The following is a 17,271-nucleotide window of genomic DNA, read 5'->3' on the forward strand; positions in this document are numbered from 1 at the left end:
GGTAATCGAGGGGCACGTATGTCCGGACTGATCGACACCACGGAGATGTATCTCCGCACCATCCTCGAGCTGGAGGAGGAAGGTGTGGTCCCCATGCGCGCCCGCATCGCCGAGCGGCTCGACCAGAGCGGGCCGACGGTGAGCCAGACGGTGGCGCGCATGGAGCGCGACGGTCTGGTGGCCGTGGCCAGCGACCGCCATCTGGAGCTGACGGACGAGGGCCGCCGCCTCGCCACGCGCGTGATGCGCAAGCACCGGCTCGCCGAGTGCCTGCTCGTCGACGTGATCGGCCTGGAGTGGGAGCAGGTGCACGCCGAGGCCTGCCGCTGGGAGCACGTGATGAGCGAGGCCGTGGAGCGGCGCGTGCTGGAGCTGCTGCGCCACCCCACGGAGTCGCCGTACGGCAATCCGATCCCCGGGCTCGAGGAGCTGGGCGAGAAGGACGGGGCGGACCCGTTCCTGGACGAGGGCATGGTGTCGCTGGCCGACCTCGACCCGGGCGTCGACGGCAAGACGGTCGTCGTGCGCCGGATCGGCGAGCCCATCCAGACGGACGCGCAGCTCATGTACACGCTGCGCCGGGCGGGCGTGCAGCCCGGCTCGGTGGTGAGTGTGACGGAGTCGGCGGGCGGGGTGCTGGTGGGCAGCGGCGGTGAGGCGGCCGAGCTGGAGTCGGAGATCGCCTCGCATGTGTTCGTCGCCAAGCGCTGACCTGTTCTTCTTCCCGGCGGGTCGTCAACTCGTGGGGCGCGAGGGGTAGTTGTGGCGTTCCGGGGAACCGGTCGACGATCTCGGCGAATCCAAGATTCAGTGCGCTGAATCGCAGCGCTCGGACGCTTCGCGTGCCAGGCTGTCGCGTGAGGCATATGACCGTGAGGGGGCGGGAGGATGTGCCGCAATCGTGGAGAGGGCCCCGGCGCCGCACGGCGCCGGGGCCTGTCCTCCCCTGTGCTGACCCGGAGCCCCGAGCTCTCAAGGTCATCCCCTTCGGACCGGTTTCCCCGAGCGGTCCGCCTCCCGCTGAAGATCTCCCCTCGGCAGCGGCGATCATTCCTTGAGCCCGGTCACTCGAACGAGGGGTGTTGCGGCCGGAAACAGCATTTTCGAATCTGTATTCGATAACCTGTGGGTGATGAAACGCGCGGGGCGTGAGCTGTAGGAAGAGACGAGCAAGAGAAGAGACCGAAGCAAGAAGAAACGGCACGAGCGGCAGAGCGTGGTTCACAGGACCGGTGGGCTCGAAGCGGGAGCGAGCGGTCCGTGCGGAGCTAGGGGGGTGCCAGGACCAATGGCGCGGCGCATCGACGTGACCGGAGCAGGCGGCGTACGCCTGGCCGCATGGGAGTTCGCGGACCCTCCCAAGTCGGGGGAGATCGAGCGGGCACCCGGAGTTCTCTTACTGCACGGCCTCATGGGCCGTGCCTCGCACTGGGCGTCCACCGCCCGCTGGCTCTCCGAGCGGCACCGGGCCGTCGCGCTCGACCAGCGCGGCCACGGCCAGAGCGACAAGCCGCCGCAGGCGGCCTTCACCCGCGAGGCCTACGTCGAGGACGCGGAGGCCGCGCTGGAGCAGCTGGAGCTCGCCCCGGTCGTCCTCATCGGGCACGCGATGGGTGCGCTGACCGCGTGGCAGCTCGCGGCGAAGCGGCCCGATCTGGTGCGGGGGTTGATCATCTGTGACATGCGGGCGTCCGCGCTGGGCGCGGCCTCGCAGCGGGAGTGGTCGGACTGGTTCAAGTCGTGGCCCGTTCCCTTTGCCACGCTCGCGGATGTGCGTAAGTGGTTCGGTGAGGACGATCCGTGGGTGGAGCGGCCGAATCCCTCCCGGGGGGAGTTCTATGCCGAGGTCATGCACGAGTCTCCCGACGGGTGGCGACCCGTGTTCGAGCCGGAGCAGATGCTGAAGTCTCGGGAGACGTGGGTGTACGACGCGCACTGGGAGGAGCTCGCTCAGGTGCAGTGTCCTGCGCTTGTGGTGCGGGGGCTTGATGGGGAGTTGGGGCGGGCTGAGGCGCAGGAGATGGTGCGGGTCCTTCCCAGGGGGGAGTATGCGGAGGTGGCTGATGCGGGCCATCTTGTGCACTACGACCAGCCCGAGGCCTGGCGGTTGGCTGTTGAGCCGTTTCTTGATGCGGTGCTGGTGTGAGTTGGGCGCCTAGGGGGGTGGGGGGTGCGGTTGTGTGGCGAGTGCGGGTGCGTTGGGGCTGGTCGCGCAGTTCCCCGCGCCCCTGAGGGAATCGCCTGCCCCTGAGCTGAAAAGTCAGCCCTTGCTTACCGCCGCCAAAATCTCCGGGAGTCGCCTTGCCGTCCCCGGTGCTGCCAATCGCAGTCCCGCGTACGTGATCGCCGCTCCGTAAGCCGCCCCCACCGGTAGCAGGACCCAGCTCCACTGGTCGCCGTTCGCGCTCACGTTGGACCAGATGGTGAGGGTGATCACGGGGGCGCAGAGGAGGGCCGCGGAGATCATGCCGCCGAAGATGGAGATCCAGGCGAGGCCGGCCTGGCCGGGGGCGACGTTTTTGTGGCTGCCCTGGGGGATGGAGTAGGGGAAGCGGGCCGAGGTCCAGGCGCCGGTGGCGAGCATCGCGCCGAGGAGGGCGAAGGAGAGGCCGAGGACCTCCGGGAGGCGTGGCCAGTCGCCGAGCATCGCTGTCGTCAGGACGGTGACGAGGGCCGCGTACGGCAGGGTGATCACCAGCAACGCGAGGGCGCGGGCGCGGAGTTCGACGTAGGCGTCCCGGGTCGTGGAGATCGTCATCGCGACCATCCAGAACGCCGAGGTGTCCTGGCCGAACTGGTTGTACATCTGGATGCCGAGCATCCCGGCGGCGAAGCACGCGAAGTAGACGGAGCCGGTGCCCTGCAACGCGTTGAACACCGGCACGATCAGGCCGATCGCCAGCGAAGTCACCCACGCGGCCTTGGTCTTGGGGTCGCGCCAGACGTAGCGCAGGCTGCGTTCCATGACCGTGCCGGTGCGGCCGGACGGGAGGAGACGGGCCAGGCCGCCGGCGGCTGTCCTGTCCTTCGCGGCCGGTTCGGCGGACTGGAGGGTGGAGCCGTCCGGCGCGGTCATCAGCCGGGTCAGCGTGCGCGACCAGAGGGTCAGCAGGGCGGCCAATGCGCCGACGGACAGGGCGAGTTGGGTGCACGCCAGGCCGTAGGAACCCCTGCTCACCGAGTCCACCGCGCCGACCGCCGACGCGGGCGGCACCCAGCGCAACACCTCGCCTGCCGGGTCGAGTTGGGCCAGTCCGGATGAACCCAGGCGCTGTGCACCGAAGTTGACCAACTGCGCCCCGACCGCGATCACCAGCCCGCTCAGCACCGCGAGGTCCCGCCCCTTCCTGCTGGTCAGCAGGCGGATGTTGGCGGCGGCGACGGCCCGCGCGAGGGCCACGCAGATCAGCAGGGAGAGCGGGAGCGCCAGGACCGCCGTGACGTACGCGGCGGCGCCGTGCGCGACCGCGATCACCGAACCGAGCAGCAGCACCAGCGTGAACAGCGGCCCGATGCCGACCAACGAGGCCGCCAGCAGTGCCCGTACCAAGGGTTGGGGCCGAAGTGGCAGCATCACCAGGCGAGTCGGGTCGAGGGTCTCGTCGCCGGACGGGAAGAACAGCGGCATCACCGCCCAGCCCAACCCCAGTACCGCCACGAGGAGTACGACCACGGAGTCCGCGTGCGCGTCCCCGCGCAGCGAGATCAGGCCGAGCAACTGGAGCGCCGCGAACAGCAGCGCCACCACCGCCGACGCGACATACGCGGCCCGCCGACCACCGGACTGCCGTAGACCATTGCGCAACAACGACAGCTTCAGCCGTACGACGACGGGGGTGATCGATGCGGATGTCGTGGCGTCGCTCATCGGGTGCCGCCGCCCAGCCAGTCGAGGTCGGAGCCGTGGTCGCGGGCACCGGCGCCGACGAGTTCGAGGAACGCCTGCTGGAGGGTGGGTGCTTCGCCGCGCACCTCGGCGAGGGTGCCCTGGGCGCGGATGCGGCCGGCGGCCATCACGGCGACCCAGTCGCAGAGGGACTCGACGAGTTCCATGACGTGGGAGGAGAAGACGACGGTGGCGCCGGAGGCGGTGTAGCGCTCCAGGACGCCCCGGATGGTCTGCGCGGAGACCGGGTCGACGCCCTCGAACGGCTCGTCCAGGAACAGGACTTCGGGATTGTGGAGGAGTGCGGCGGCGAGCCCGATCTTCTTGCGCATACCGGTCGAGTAGTCGACGACGAGCTTGTGCTGCGCCCCGGCCAGGTCGAGCACGTCCAGCAACTGCGTGGCCCGCTTGTCCACCTCGGCCCCGGGCAGCCCCCGCAACCGCCCGCTGTAGCCGAGGAGTTCCCGTCCCGAGAGTCGTTCGAAGAGCCGAAGCCCTTCCGGCAACACCCCGATCCGCGCCTTCACGGCCACGGGGTCCGCCCACACGTCGTGCCCGACGACCTCGACGGACCCCTGATCGGGCCGCAGCAACCCGGTCACCATGGAGAGAGTCGTGGTCTTCCCGGCCCCATTGGGCCCAACAAGCCCGATGAACTTGCCCGAGGGCAACTCCAGATCAATCCCGGCAACAGCTACTTGCTGCCCGAACCGCTTCCAGAGCCCACGCACACGCACGGCAGCAGACGTCATACCTCGCAGCCTACGGTCAGGTGCCCCACCTAAGGGGCGCGGGGAACTGCGCGCTCAGCCCCCACCGAGCCCGCACCCGCCAACGCTACCGATCCCGCCCACACGCATAGGCGAGCGGCGAGATCAACTCCTCCGCATCCGGCAGCCAACGGTTCGCAGCGGTAGGCCGACAAGCCCACTGCACAGCCCCGCGAGACCCGAACCGAGTAGGCGGCGCGGCCACATACCCACCCTCACCCAGCACCACAAGATCAAGGGAAGCAGGCGCCCACCCGATCTTCCGCACCAGATCCGGCACCTTCACCGAAGCCCCGGGCAGTACGAAGAACTCCATCCGCCGCGCCGGAGTCAACGTCACAGGACCCAGCGTCAACTCCATGCGCTCCATCCGGGCCAGCGCGAGAAACCCCGAACTCTCCGGGACGGAAATCGCGTCGAACGTACGCCCCGTAGGCAACAGAATCGAAGACGCCGGCTGCTTCTGCCACATCCGCCGCGCGACCGTCGCACTGCCCGTCGCCTGCGTCGCCCAGTCCTCACGCGCCGGATGTGCGCCGGGTGCGGCGCACGCGGGGTCGCCGCACGAGCAGTGCTGCACCCCGTCGACGGCTTCCAGCCACGTGCCGGGGAAGACGTCCCAGTGGCGCTCCTCGGCGTAGCGTACGGCTGTCTCCAGCAGCGATTCCCCGCGCTGCTTCGGAATCTGAGCGGCTTCGGTGCCCGCGATCGTCTCTTCCACGCCCAACACAACTCCCGCACCCACCTGGAGTTACGGGGGTAGCGCGCGCGGGGGAGGAGCATCGATTCCGCAACTGGGGCGCATGGAGGCATGTGCGGGGGCGCGCGGGAGGAACGACGGCGGGAGTTGGGTAGCCACCTGTGGGGCGGGCACCAGCTTTTACCCCGGCATTCCTCGCATGCTTCGCATTTTCGCCATGTTCGCTGGGCATTGATCTTCACGGCCGGATCTTTTCGCTTCAGGGGTTGTTCCCAGGGGGTACGCCATGGCCGCAAGGCCACTTGTCGCGCGGCAGCCGAACGAACGGCTGCAGGCGCTCATCCAGGAGGCGGGGTGCTCGAACGCCGGGCTGGCCCGCCGGGTCAACATGTGCGGCGCCGAGCACGGTCTCGACCTGCGCTACGACAAGACGTCCGTGGCCCGTTGGCTGCGGGGACAGCAGCCGCGCGGGCGGGCCCCGGCGATCATCGCCGAGGCGCTGGGCCGCAAGCTGGGCCGTACGGTCACGATCGACGAGATCGGCATGGCCAACGGCAAGAACCTCGCGTCGGGTGTGGGCCTGCAGTTCTCGCCGACCGTCCTCGGGGCCATCGAGCAGGTGTGTGAGCTGTGGCGCAGTGACGTGGGGCGCCGGGACTTCCTGTCCGGTTCGTCGGTCGCCGCGTCCGCGCTGGTCGAGCCGAGCCGTGACTGGCTGATCTCCTCGCCGGACTCGCAGGTCGCCCGCGCGGCGGGACCGCGGGTGGGCCAGTCCGACGTGGCGGCCGTGCGCGCGATGACGCAGGCGCTCAGCGAGTTGGACCACCAGTACGGCAGCGGGCATGTGCGCCCGGTCGTCGTGCACTACCTCAACAGTGTCGTCTCCGGGCTGCTCGCGGGGTCGTACCGGGAGGCCGTGGGGCGTGAACTGTTCGCCGCCGTCGCCCGGTTGACGGAACTCGCCGGCTACATGGCCGTCGACACCGGTCAACCCGGCCTGGCCCAGCGGTACTACATCCAGGCGCTGCGCCTCGCCCAGGCGGCCGGGGACCGGGGATACGGCGGGTACGTGCTCGCCGCGTCCATGAGTCACCTCGCCGCGCAGCTCGGAAACCCGCGTGAGATCGCGCAGTTGGCGCGGGCGGCGCAGGAGGGGGCGCGCGGGCGCGTGACCCCGCGGGCCGAGGCGATGTTCTACGCGGCGGAGGCGCGCGGGCACGCCCTGATGGGTGACGCGCGGTCGGCACAGCTGGCGTCGGGGCGCGCGGTGAGCGCGCTGGACGCGGCGGATCCGTCGTCCGGGGACGACCCGGCGTGGATCGGGCACTTCGACGAGGCGTATCTCGCCGACGAGTTGGCGCACTGCCACCGCGACCTGGGGCAGGCCGAGGCGGCGGCCAGGTGCGCGCAGGAGTCCCTGGACGGGCACCCGGAGTCACGGGCGCGCCGCCGGGCCATCGGGTACGTGCTGCTGGCGAGCGCGCAGGTGCAGCAGCGCGAGGTCGAGCAGGCCTGCAACACGGGCCTGAAAGCAGTGGAGTTGCTCGGCTCGCTGCGGTCCAACCGGGGCGCCGAGTATCTGGACGACTTCCAGCAGCGCCTGGAGCCGTACCGGGACGAGCCGGTGGTGAGGGAGTTCGGGGCGCGGATGGAGTTGCAGGCCGCCGCGTGAACAGGGAGTGAACGAAGCTTCTGGTGGTCTTCCGGTGGTGAAAGGGGGGCGTACAGCGGGATTTGGAGCGGTTGTTGGGGCGGATGAGGTCCCGGAGCTGTTACCGGGGTCACAAGTGGAGAGGTCCAGTCCAGTGCTGCGTGGCACCGGGCTCGGGGTACCCGGTAGCGTGAGCCGACGATCCCGAAGGTCCCCCATTCGTAGGAGTCCCGGTGACGCAGAGTGGACAGGGCGAGGAGCCCTCGGCGCGGCCCGCGCGCGAAGGCATCGTGCTGCCCTCCGACGGAGGCGCACCCCTCCTGCCGGGTATGACGGGCGGACGCGGTGACCAGCAGTCGGGCGGGCAGCCGGCAGCACCCCCGGGCGGCGGTCAGCCCTGGGGCGGGTCGTGGGGCCCGGACCAGCAGCACGACCCACAGCATCACCATCAGCACCAGACCCCGGCCCCGCCGCCGGGCCAGGGCTGGGGAGAGCCGCAACAGCTGCCGCAGCAGCAACCGCAGCAGCAGTGGGGGACCGCCCCCGAGCAGCCGTCCCCGTGGGGCGCCCAGGACGGCATCCCGAGCCAGCCGGGGGCCCTGCCCCAGGAGAGCGCCCAGCACGCGGCCTACGGCGTGCAGCAGCAGTCGTACGCACAGGAGTACCCGTCGGGATACGCCCCGGAGCCCTCCGCCGGGTACGTCGGGGCGGGCTACGCGTCCGACCAGGCGCACGCGATACCGGCGGCCGGGTCCGACGCGCAGTCCTACGGCGGATACGGATACGGCGCTTCCGGTGCGGGCGCGCCCCTGCCGCCCGCCGCGCCCGCGTTCCCGAGCGCCCCACTGCCGCCCGCCGACGAGGGGGCGACGCAGTTCATCCCGCCGGTGGTCAACATGCCCGGCGACGAGGGCGCCACGCAGTTCCTGCCGCCGGTTCCCGCCGTCGCCATGGACGAGGGCGCGACCCAGTACATCCCGCCGGTCGTGCCCGGGGCGCTGCCGCCCGAGGTGCACGCCGGGCCGATGCCGCAGGCCTCCCACCCCGACGCGCAGCCCACGCAGTTCCTCCCGCCGGTGCCCGCGCAGGGCGCCGCACCCGGGTACGGGGCGCAGCCGGGCGGATCCGGGGAGCGGCAGCCGCCCGCCGAGTTCGACAACCTCTTCCGCAGCGGCTCCGGGAGCGAGGTGCCGGCCGGGGCCACCCAGCACATGCCCCGCTTCCAACAGCCGCCGCAGGGCGGGCAGCCGGGCTACGCGCAGCCGTCGTACGCCCAGCCGTCCTACGCCCCGCCCGTGCAGGACGACGACGGCGACCGGGGCGGTCGTCGCTCGCGGGTGCCGCTGATCGCCGGTGTCGGGGTCGTCATCGCCGTCCTCGGGGTCGGCGCGGGCGCGTTGCTCAGCGGCGGCGGCAGCAAGAGCGACGCCAACAAGACCGTCGCCGCCACGTCGTCCGCGAGTGACGGTTCCTCGTCGACGGGCGCCGACGCCGCCAAGGAACAGGCCGTCGCCCTGGACAAGTTGCTCGCCGACAGCGGCGGCAGCCGTGCCTCGGTGATCAACGCCGTGGGCAATGTGAAGGCCTGCAACAACCTCGACGGCGCCGCCTCCGACCTGCGGGACGCGGCCAAGCAGCGCACCGAGCTGGTGACCAAGCTGTCCGGGCTCACCCTGGACAAGCTGCCGTCCAACGAGGCGCTGACCACCGCTCTCACCAAGGCCTGGAAGGCGTCAGCGTCGGCCGACACCCACTACGCGGCCTGGGCCGACCAGGCCGCAGGCAAGCACGGCTGCAAGAAGGGCAGCGCCCGCACCACCGGCCAGACCGCGGCCGGCAACGCGGCGAGCGGCACCGCCAGCAACCAGAAGGTCAAGGCCGCCGCCCTCTGGAACACGATCGCGAAGACCTACGGCCTGACCGAGCGCCAGCCGACCCAGCTCTGAGGCAGCGGCGGAGCAGAAGCGGAAAAAAGAAGGGTGGCGCGGGTCCCGGTTCTCAGTCGAGGTCCGCGCTGTCCAAGGTCTTCGTCATATCGAAGAAGCCTTTCTTCGCCGACACCAGAACGCCCTTCCGTACGACCTGAAGCGTCACGTCCGCGTTCACGAGGCGGGCCAGTCCGACGGACGCGAGGTTGTCGTCCGAGGAACTCCACTGCAGCGTCGGCGTGAGCCCGCCCGTGTTGACCTTGACGCCGTCGTCCAGGGCACGCCGTATGTTGTCGGCGCTCACGTCGCCGCCGCCGAGCGACTTCACGACGGCCCTGAACGCGGTGTACGCGATCCAGGTGGTCTGCACCCCCGCGTCCGCCGGGTCGATGCGGTTGTCACCGAAGGCCACCTCGTTGACGGCGTTCTTCATCGGGTTCCAGCGCGCGTCGCTGGCGACCGGGTACCAGCCGGTGATGTACGACCCCTCGTACGGCCCGGACTGCCCGCCCGTGGAGTTGATCTCGGTCTGGTCGACGCTGCCGAGCACGGTCGCGGTCCGTACCGCGGGATAGTCCTCGCGGTCGCGCCGGAAGGAGTCCATGAAGGTGTCGGTGCGGTCCCCGAGGGAGGGCACCACGCACCCCTTCTTGCCCGAGTCGCCGCTCGCGCTCTCCAGCGCGCGCGTCGACTGGTCCGAGTACTCGGTGGCGTCGTCGGCCGCGAGCTGGTCGGTCGCCGGTCCGTGCCCGCCCGCCTTGAGCCCGGCGTTCAGCAGCGGGGGCAGGTCGTCGCCGGCGATGGAGTCGGGCCGGACGAGCGTGACCGGGCCGCAGGCGGGGGCGAGTTCCTTGCCGAGGCCCGCCAGGAGCGCGGGCTGGCCGCCGTTGACGGGGTAGGACAGGGCGCGGGTGAACTCCTCGTTCGTCACGCCGTAGCCGCCTATGTACGGGATGCCGGCGCCCTCCAGCGGGGCGAAGTACGAGTCGCTGAACTCGCTGTAGGAGCCGACGACCGCGACGACGTTCTCCTGCACGGCGAGCCGGGCGCACTTCGCGGCGGACACGCTGGTGTTGTGGTCGTTGCAGGTCAGGACCTTGAGCTTGCGGCCGTTGAGACCGCCGTGCTTGTTGATCCACTTCGCGTACGCCGTCGCCATGGCGGGCATGCCGGGCTTGTTGGTCGAGTTGGTGTCCCACGGCGCCCAGGTCATCACGGTGATCGCGTCGTCCCCGGAGCCCCCCGTCGTACCGGGAATCACTCCGCAGCCGGCCGCGAGCGACGCGCATGCCACCAGAGCGGCCGCCGAGGTGACGGATGCTCTGACGGGCCGCCGGATGATCGTGGGGAGTAAGGTGCTGCGGTTGCGCCGCCTGCCGGTCATGTACACACACGCTTCCGCCACACCGCTAACCCGGGCGTGACTCGGGGTCAACAAGTGGTGACGTGGAGGTGAATTACGGGGGGCGTTCCTGTGTGTGTGACGAGGAACGTACGATCGATGACCGTGCAAGGTTCGGAGAACTCTTCCCGTCGCCCCCGTCGCTCCTCCACCATGGGCGGCATGCCACTGAACGACATGCCCTGGTGGCGCTGGCGCAGCAACGTGCGTTCCGCGCTGCACATGCTCTCGGACCCGGCGTTCCAGCAGAACGTCTGGCTGGCCGGTGTCGACGGCTACGGTGACGTCACCGACGCCGTCTACCGCCTCGTCGAGGACACCTGGCTCGACAACTGGTCCGCCGAGAAATACGTCGGCACGATCTTCCGCGACTCCCAGGAGGCGGCCCTCGTCGACACCGCCGTCCTGCGCGTCCTGCGGATCATGCACCAGGTCGGACCGGACGCCCAGGTCGCCGCGTACGTCGACCACCAGGCGTGGCCGGAGGCGGTGCGGGCGGCACGGGACGCCCATGTGCGGATGGCGGTGAGCGACGGGGAGGACCCGGACGCGCCGCCGCGGACGCTGGAGGTTCTGCAGATCATGACGCGGTCGGCGTAGCTCGACGGCTGACGCGGTCGGCGTAGGCCGACGGTGGGTGCGTGCCGTCGGTCCGGGGCGTAGGTCCGGGTGGCGGACGCCGGTCCCTCCGATCGGGGGGATATGGGACCCTGTCCTGCATGAACGCGCAGTCCACCCCAGCCGCGGCACCCGCCGACCAGTACGTCCTCACCCTGTCCTGCCCCGACAAGCAGGGCATCGTGCACGCCGTGTCGAGCTACCTCTTCATGACCGGCTGCAACATTGTGGACAGCCAGCAGTTCGGCGACCAGGACACGGGACTGTTCTTCATGCGCGTCCATTTCTCGGCGGAGCCGCCGGTGACCGTGGACAAGCTGCGCGCGAGCTTCGCGGCGATCGGTGACTCCTTCCACATGGACTGGCAGCTCAACCGGGCCGACGAGAAGATGCGCATCGTCCTCATGGTCAGCAAGTTCGGCCACTGCCTGAACGACCTGCTGTTCCGGGCGCGGATCGGTGCGCTGCCGGTGGAGATCGCGGCGGTGGTGTCCAACCACACCGACTTCGCCGAGCTGGTGGAGTCGTACCACATCCCCTTCCACCACATCCCCGTGACGAAGGACACCAAGGCCGAGGCCGAGGCGCGGGTTCTCGACCTGGTCCGCGAGGAGAACGTCGAACTCGTCGTCCTCGCCCGCTACATGCAGGTCCTCTCCGACGACCTCTGCAAGGCGCTCAGCGGCCGGATCATCAACATCCACCACTCGTTCCTGCCGAGCTTCAAGGGCGCGAAGCCGTATCACCAGGCGCACGCACGGGGTGTGAAGCTGATCGGTGCCACGGCGCACTATGTGACGGCCGACCTCGACGAGGGCCCGATCATCGAGCAGGAGGTCGAGCGGGTGGGGCATGACGTCACCCCGGACCAGTTGGTGGCGGTCGGGCGCGATGTGGAGTGCCAGGCGCTGGCGCGGGCTGTGAAGTGGCACGCGGAGCGCCGGATTCTGCTGAACGGGCGCCGGACTGTCGTGTTCGCCTAAGAGCTCGGGGGTTCGGGTTTTGGGGCGGCTGCGGCTGCGTGGGGGCTGGTCGCGCAGTTCCCCGCGCCCCTGGAACTGAGCCTGCGTTTCGAAGGGGAGCGGGGTTTCCGTTTCGGGGGCGGCTGCGGCTGCGTGGGGGCTGGTCGCGCAGTTCCCCGCGCCCCTTAGGTGGGACCACTGCCCGTACTCAAGGGGCGCGGGGAACTGCGCGAGCAACCACGGACTACCCGCAGCCGTCCCCGAAACCGAACCCCCCAAGGGGCGCGAGGAACTGCGCGAACGGCCCCCACTCACCCGCAGCCGCCGACGAAACCGGAACTCACCCCTACATCCGGCTCAACGACGCGGTAGCGAACAGCACATCCCTGATCGCCCCCCGGTCACCGAGTTGCCCCGCAGCCGCGTCCTCCGGTGACACATGCTCCGCAGCCAGGTGGCAGAACTCGACCCCGTCCAGCGCGATATGGGCCACCTCACGCTCCGCGGAACCCACCGCCCCGAGCGAGTCGAGAGGGATCAGCCACTCACCCCCACCGTGCCCCTCGATCTCCAGCCGCAGACTCCGCCCCCCGCCCGGCGAAGCCAACCCGTGTCGCCGCCGCTCGGCCAGCACCGCGGGAAGCGTGCGCGCCGCGAGGTCGATCATCCGGTTCAGGTAGCGCGGGGACGGCGGCTCGTACGGATAGTCCACCGCGTCCGCGATGTCCTCCGCGTGCACCCAGCACTCGAAGGCCCGGTCGAGCATCGCATCGTGCAACGGCAGCTCGAAGTCGCCGTAGGAGACGGCGAGTCTGCCGGTGGTGCCGCCGGTGAACGACACCGTGCGGACGATGTCGTGGCTCTGCTCGCGCCAGGGCGCGCGGATGGAGCGGGTCGGCGGGAAGTACGACGCCCGCCAGTACGCCTCGGTGCGCGAGGCCGGCGTCGCGGGTTTGTCCACCTCCCCGGCCAGCGGGTCGTCGAGGCCCAGCGCCGCCGCGACCAGGCCGTCGACGGTCAGCAGATGCGCGATGACCCCGGCGACGGTCGTACGGCGGCTCGTCGGGCCCTCGCCGTCGAACCAGCGCAGCCGTACGGGCGCGTGCCACTCGGCGTCGCCTATGTCCTGGAGCAGGGCGTCAAGACGCGCGGTCTCCGCGTCGTACGGCGTCGCCCACTCCGGCACCGGTATGCGCGGCGGCCGGCGGTCGAAGGAGCCGGTGAGGACGCGGGTGCGCAGACCGGGGTCGAGGTCGAGGGGCTCGACGGGGTGCAGCAGTCCTACGGCACCGCGCAGCCGCAGCGCCTCGTCCGCGCAGGCGCCGCACTCGCCGAGGTGCTCCTCGACGGCTTCCGTCTCCTCCGCCGAGCACGCGGCCAGCGCCCACGCGCCGAGCAGCGCCTTCAGCACCCGGTGCTCCAGGACCAGCGGCACGGGCCGGGACTCGGACGCGTCGAGTTCGGGCAGCGGGCGCCCGGTGTCCTCCACGGAGGCGCGGGGCATCGGGATGCGCGGCGGCTCACCGTCACCGCCCACGGAACCGCTGCTCGCGGAACCGCCACCGGGACCGCCACCGGGACCGCCCGGCCCACCCTGCATGCCGTCGCCGTCGCCGCCGTCGTTCACCGAACCGCCGTTCCCGGAGCCATAGTTCACCCGGTGGTCGTTTCCGGAACCACCATGCGCGGAGCCGCCGTCCTCGGAGCCACCCGGCTCACCTGGAGGACCCCCGCTCCCCGGCCCGCCCTGCACCGGCACGACCGCTGCCCCTTCCTCGGCCCCTTCGCCGTACCCCTCGTACTCCTCGGAGCCGTCGCGCTGTGCGTCGGTCACGCCCCACCCCCCGCTCCCGGCGGTGCGCCGGCGTCGTGGGCGGTGGACAGGAGTTGGAGGCCGAGGCGGAGGCGGCGGCGGGCCTCGTCCTCGGTGACGCCGAGGTCGACGGCGGTCTGACGGTAGTCACGGCGCTGGAAGTAGGCCAGCTCCAGGGCGGCCCGCAGCGGGGCGGGCATGGACGTGACGATGTAGTCGGCGCGGGCGGCGACGGAGGCGCGGCGGACCTTGCGCTCCAGCTCCTCGGTGGTGCCCTGGCCGCCCTGCGCGAGCGCGGCGGTCTCGGTGGCGCGCAGCCGCTGCACGGCGAGGCGGTGCGTCAGCGCGGCCACCCAGGAACGAAGGGGGCCCTGCTTGGGGTCGTACGTGTCGGGGTGTTCCCAGACGTGGGCGAAGACCTCGCGGGTGATGCCGTCGGCGGCGGTCTCGTCGCCGAGGACGCGGTGGGCGAGGGAGTGCACGAGGGAGCCGAAGCGGTCGTACAGCTCACCGAGGGCCGCCGCCTCGCCGCGGGCGAGCCGCTGCTGCATCTTGCGGTCCCAACGGGGCGGTGCGTCCTTCGTCGCCATGCGGCCCCCTCACCGTGCCTGTGCCCGAGTCAAGCGTGCGCTCACCGTCTCTTCGAATGTAGTGGGCACGTCTGACAGCGCACCCCCCATTCTGCAATTGCACGCCCCCGGAGGGGCGCAGGTGGTAACGGATCTGCGCCTACCCTGCCCACACCCGATCGAACAGGATCGAAGGCGACCAAAACAAGCCTCTTCCGATCGTTTTCCGTTTCTGCCCCCGTGTTTCAGGGAACGGCCGCTGGGCAGCCGCGCTGCAAGGAAGCGTAGGTACGGCTTCCGTTTCCGGACGGTTTCCGGGAGTTCCGGCTAGCGAGAGGCGCGATGGTGGCCTTCAAAGTGAACGACGGTGAGCGCGGCGGCTGGTCCGTGCTCCTCGTGTCCGGCGAACTGGACCTGGTGACCTCGCCGGTGCTGCGCCAGCGCGTGCACGACGTGGTGGCCGACGGTCACCACAGCCTGGTCGTGGACCTCTCCGAGGTGCTGTTCTGCGACTCCAGCGGCGTCGGCGTGCTCATCGCGGCCCGCCGGCTGATCCGGTCCTGCCAGGGACACCTGCGCCTCATCCTGCCCGCGCAGGGCGCGGTCGACGGCTCGCACGTCAACCGGGTCCTCGGCGCCCTCGGTGTGCGCCGCCTCTTCGACGTCTATCCCGATGTGATGGCGGCCACAGAAGAGGCGCCCGAGGAAGAGGCGGACCCCCTCTCGGCGTGACGCTGCGGGTTTCCGGCGCGACGCCGTGGGTTTCCCGCGTGACGCCGTTGTTTCGGAATTTCCCCGGTCTTGGTACAAGCGACGTTTTCCGCTCCCGGACCCGCCCCGGCGTCGTACGCTCCAGCCAAGCGCACCCCACATGAGTAAGGCGGCCCGAAAGACATGGTCAGCACCGAGTACGAGCGACGGATCGCCGCCCGGTTCGCCACCTTCGACCAGGACGGCAACGGCTTCATCGACCGGGAGGACTTCAGCTCGGCGGCCAAGGCGCTGCTCGCGGAGTTCGGTACGGCGGCCCGCTCCGACAAGGGCCAGGCCCTGTACATCGGCGCCGAGGCGTTCTGGCAGGGCATGGCAGGCATCGCCGACCGGGACGGCGACCAGCGCGTCAGCCGCGAGGAGTTCGTGGGCGGCGCGGTCAAGCGCCTGCGCGACAACCCGGAGCGTTTCGCCGAGATCGGCCGCCCCTTCCTGCACGCGGCCCTCGACGTCGCGGACCCGGACGGCGACGGCTCGGCCACCATCGCGGACACCGTGCGCGTCCTCAAGGCCCTCGGTGTCCCCGACGACATCGCCGCCATGGCCGCCGACGCCCTCGACACGGACAGCGACGGCAAGGTCGGCGAGGCGGAGATCATCTCCTCCTTCGCCCGCTACTTCACCGTCCCGGAATAGCCCCGGGATCCGTCCTGGGGTCCGAATAGCGCTCCCGCAGCTTGTACTTGAGCACTTTGCGCAGCGTCTCGTTGCGCGGAAGGGCGTCCACGATCTCCAGCTGCTCCGGCAGCTTGTGCACGGACAGCCCTTCCGCGCGCAGATAGTCCGTCACGGCGGACAGGGTCAACTCGCCCGCCCCCGGCGGCTGCTCGACCACCGCGCACACCCGCTCCCCACGCTCCACGTCCGGCAGCCCTACGACGGCCACGTCACCGACGTCCGGATGCGCGGCCAGCAGATCCTCGATCTCCTTCGCGGAGATGTTCTCGCCCTTGCGGATGATCACGTCCTTCAGCCGCCCGGTGAGGATGAGATGCCCGCTGTCGGTCACCGTCCCCAGGTCCCCGGTGCGCAGAAACCCGTCCGCGTCGAAGGCCTCGGCCGTCTGCGCCGGGTCCAAGTACCCCTGACACACGGCCTCCCCGCGCAGCCGCACCTCCCCGCCCTCGGCGATCCGTATCTCCATCCCCTCGGGCGGCCGACCCTCGGTCGTGGCGAGATTCTCGGTCGTGTCCTCCGGGTCCCCCATGGTGATCATCGGCACCTCGGTCATGCCGTATCCGTGGGTGAGTTGGACCCCCATCTCCCGTACGACGGAGTGGTAGACCTCCGGCGGCTTGGGCGCCCCGCCGCCCGCGAGCAGCCGTAGCGAGGGGATCACCTTGGTCCCCGGCTGCTTGCGTTGCTCCGCAAGGAACATGGAATAGAAGGCAGTTGAGCCGCCGGCCACCGTCACCCCGTGCTTGCGATAGCCCTCCAGCGCGTCCGGGAGCGCGAACTGCTCGAACATCACCGCCGGGAAGCCGTACAGCAGCAGCATCACCGTGTAGTCGGGCCCCGCGATGTGCGCGTACGGGAAGGCCATCGAGCCCACGTCGTCCGCCGTCAGCCGCAGCGCGTGCGCGAGGCACGAGCCGCCCGCGATCAGTGAACGGTCCGTGTGCAGCACGCCCTTGGGGTCGGAGGTGGTGCCGGAGGTCCAGTAGATCCAGCGGACGGAGGTGCCGTCGGCCGGCGGAGGAGGGAGTATGTCCGGCTCTCCGTCCGGGAGTTGGGCGTCGTCGTACGCCTCGAAGACCCCCCGCGCGCCGAGCCGCCGTGCCATCGCCGTGTGGTCGAAGCCGCGCCAGGTGCCGGGGACCGCGAAGTACTCCGCCTTCGACTCCCGTAGCGCGAAGCCGACTTCGCGGTCGCGGTAGAAGGGGATCACCGGCGTCTGTACGGCGCCCAGGCGGGCCAGCGCGAAGGAGAGCAGGGCCGTCTCGATACGGGTGGGCAGCTGCCAGGCGACGACCGTGCCGGGCCGTACGCCCATGCCGTACAGGCCGGCCGCCACTCGCTCCGCCCGGTCGCGCAACTCGCCGAAGCTCAGGGCGCGGTCGTCCTGGAGGAGAACCGGGCGGTCGGGGGTCAAGTCGGCGCGGCGGACGACCAGTTCCCACAGGGTGCGGGAGGAACTCAGGGAGTGCGGCGTCTCGTTCATGGTCCCCCTCCTTGGCTGACGACTCGTCAGGTGACATGCT

15 protein-coding genes are annotated in these 17,271 nt (G+C 70.7%); 8 read left to right on the forward strand and 7 right to left on the reverse strand.

Annotation, left to right across the window (positions count from 1 at the left end):
• The first annotated feature begins 18 nt into the window (after positions 1-18).
• Positions 19-711: a metal-dependent transcriptional regulator gene (locus tag OO70_RS21685; RefSeq protein WP_019057324.1), complete on the forward strand. Its 693-nt coding sequence runs from the start codon at positions 19-21 to the stop codon at positions 709-711.
• Between the two features lie 577 nt (positions 712-1,288).
• A complete protein-coding gene (locus tag OO70_RS21690) occupies positions 1,289-2,146 on the forward strand; it encodes an alpha/beta fold hydrolase (RefSeq protein ID WP_043673757.1) in 858 nt (285 codons plus the stop codon).
• A 114-nt stretch (positions 2,147-2,260) separates the two neighbouring features.
• Here the strand turns inward: OO70_RS21690 and OO70_RS21695 are convergent, their stop codons facing one another.
• The 3 genes from OO70_RS21695 to OO70_RS21705 form a co-directional block, all read right to left on the reverse strand.
• Positions 2,261-3,868: a hypothetical protein gene (locus tag OO70_RS21695; RefSeq protein ID WP_043673762.1), complete on the reverse strand. Its 1,608-nt coding sequence runs from the start codon at positions 3,866-3,868 to the stop codon at positions 2,261-2,263.
• Complete coding sequence (locus OO70_RS21700; RefSeq protein WP_078651495.1) at positions 3,865-4,638, reverse strand: ABC transporter ATP-binding protein; 774 nt, start codon at positions 4,636-4,638, stop codon at positions 3,865-3,867. Before OO70_RS21700 ends, OO70_RS21695 begins: the two co-directional genes overlap by 4 nt.
• An 85-nt stretch (positions 4,639-4,723) precedes the next feature.
• Entirely contained in the window at positions 4,724-5,386 is a 663-nt protein-coding gene (locus tag OO70_RS21705; RefSeq protein WP_106971727.1) for a bifunctional DNA primase/polymerase, read from the reverse strand.
• Positions 5,387-5,642: 256 nt separating this feature from the next.
• On the opposite strand from OO70_RS21705, the gene OO70_RS21710 reads away from it, so the two are divergent.
• Both OO70_RS21710 and OO70_RS21715 read left to right on the forward strand, forming a co-directional pair.
• On the forward strand, positions 5,643-7,028 hold the full coding sequence (locus OO70_RS21710) for a hypothetical protein (protein ID WP_043673768.1): 1,386 nt from the start codon (positions 5,643-5,645) through the stop codon (positions 7,026-7,028).
• 212 nt (positions 7,029-7,240) lie between these two features.
• Positions 7,241-8,953 carry a hypothetical protein gene (locus OO70_RS21715; protein WP_043673771.1) on the forward strand — a complete coding sequence of 571 codons (1,713 nt, stop codon included), beginning with the start codon at positions 7,241-7,243 and terminating at the stop codon, positions 8,951-8,953.
• A gap of 52 nt (positions 8,954-9,005) precedes the next feature.
• On the opposite strand, the gene OO70_RS21720 is transcribed toward OO70_RS21715, so the two are convergent.
• Complete coding sequence (locus OO70_RS21720; protein ID WP_043674104.1) at positions 9,006-10,319, reverse strand: ABC transporter substrate-binding protein; 1,314 nt, start codon at positions 10,317-10,319, stop codon at positions 9,006-9,008.
• A gap of 117 nt (positions 10,320-10,436) precedes the next feature.
• Here OO70_RS21720 and OO70_RS21725 point away from each other — a divergent pair, with 117 nt between their 5' ends.
• Positions 10,437-10,937, forward strand: coding sequence for an SCO4402 family protein (locus OO70_RS21725; RefSeq protein ID WP_043673774.1), 501 nt, complete (start codon positions 10,437-10,439; stop codon positions 10,935-10,937).
• A 119-nt stretch (positions 10,938-11,056) separates the two neighbouring features.
• Positions 11,057-11,938 carry a formyltetrahydrofolate deformylase gene (purU, locus tag OO70_RS21730; RefSeq protein WP_043673778.1) on the forward strand — a complete coding sequence of 294 codons (882 nt, stop codon included), beginning with the start codon at positions 11,057-11,059 and terminating at the stop codon, positions 11,936-11,938.
• Positions 11,939-12,263: 325 nt separating this feature from the next.
• On the opposite strand, the gene OO70_RS21735 is transcribed toward purU, so the two are convergent.
• Both OO70_RS21735 and OO70_RS21740 read right to left on the reverse strand, forming a co-directional pair.
• Positions 12,264-13,517 carry a zf-HC2 domain-containing protein gene (locus OO70_RS21735; RefSeq protein WP_078651504.1) on the reverse strand — a complete coding sequence of 418 codons (1,254 nt, stop codon included), beginning with the start codon at positions 13,515-13,517 and terminating at the stop codon, positions 12,264-12,266.
• A gap of 230 nt (positions 13,518-13,747) precedes the next feature.
• A complete protein-coding gene (locus OO70_RS21740; protein ID WP_043673780.1) occupies positions 13,748-14,320 on the reverse strand; it encodes a sigma-70 family RNA polymerase sigma factor in 573 nt (190 codons plus the stop codon).
• Positions 14,321-14,641: 321 nt separating this feature from the next.
• Between OO70_RS21740 and OO70_RS21745 the strand changes: the two genes are divergently transcribed.
• Both OO70_RS21745 and OO70_RS21750 read left to right on the forward strand, forming a co-directional pair.
• Entirely contained in the window at positions 14,642-15,031 is a 390-nt protein-coding gene (locus OO70_RS21745) for an STAS domain-containing protein (RefSeq protein ID WP_043673783.1), read from the forward strand.
• Positions 15,032-15,193: 162 nt separating this feature from the next.
• A complete protein-coding gene (locus tag OO70_RS21750) occupies positions 15,194-15,706 on the forward strand; it encodes an EF-hand domain-containing protein (protein WP_043673786.1) in 513 nt (170 codons plus the stop codon).
• On the opposite strand, the gene OO70_RS21755 is transcribed toward OO70_RS21750, so the two are convergent.
• Positions 15,690-17,231 carry a class I adenylate-forming enzyme family protein gene (locus OO70_RS21755; RefSeq protein ID WP_043673789.1) on the reverse strand — a complete coding sequence of 514 codons (1,542 nt, stop codon included), beginning with the start codon at positions 17,229-17,231 and terminating at the stop codon, positions 15,690-15,692. The genes OO70_RS21750 and OO70_RS21755 overlap by 17 nt on opposite strands.
• Positions 17,232-17,271 lie beyond the last annotated feature (40 nt).

It is taken from the genome of Streptomyces xylophagus, assembly GCF_000716435.1.
Taxonomy (GTDB): Bacteria; Actinomycetota; Actinomycetes; order Streptomycetales; family Streptomycetaceae; genus Streptomyces; species Streptomyces xylophagus.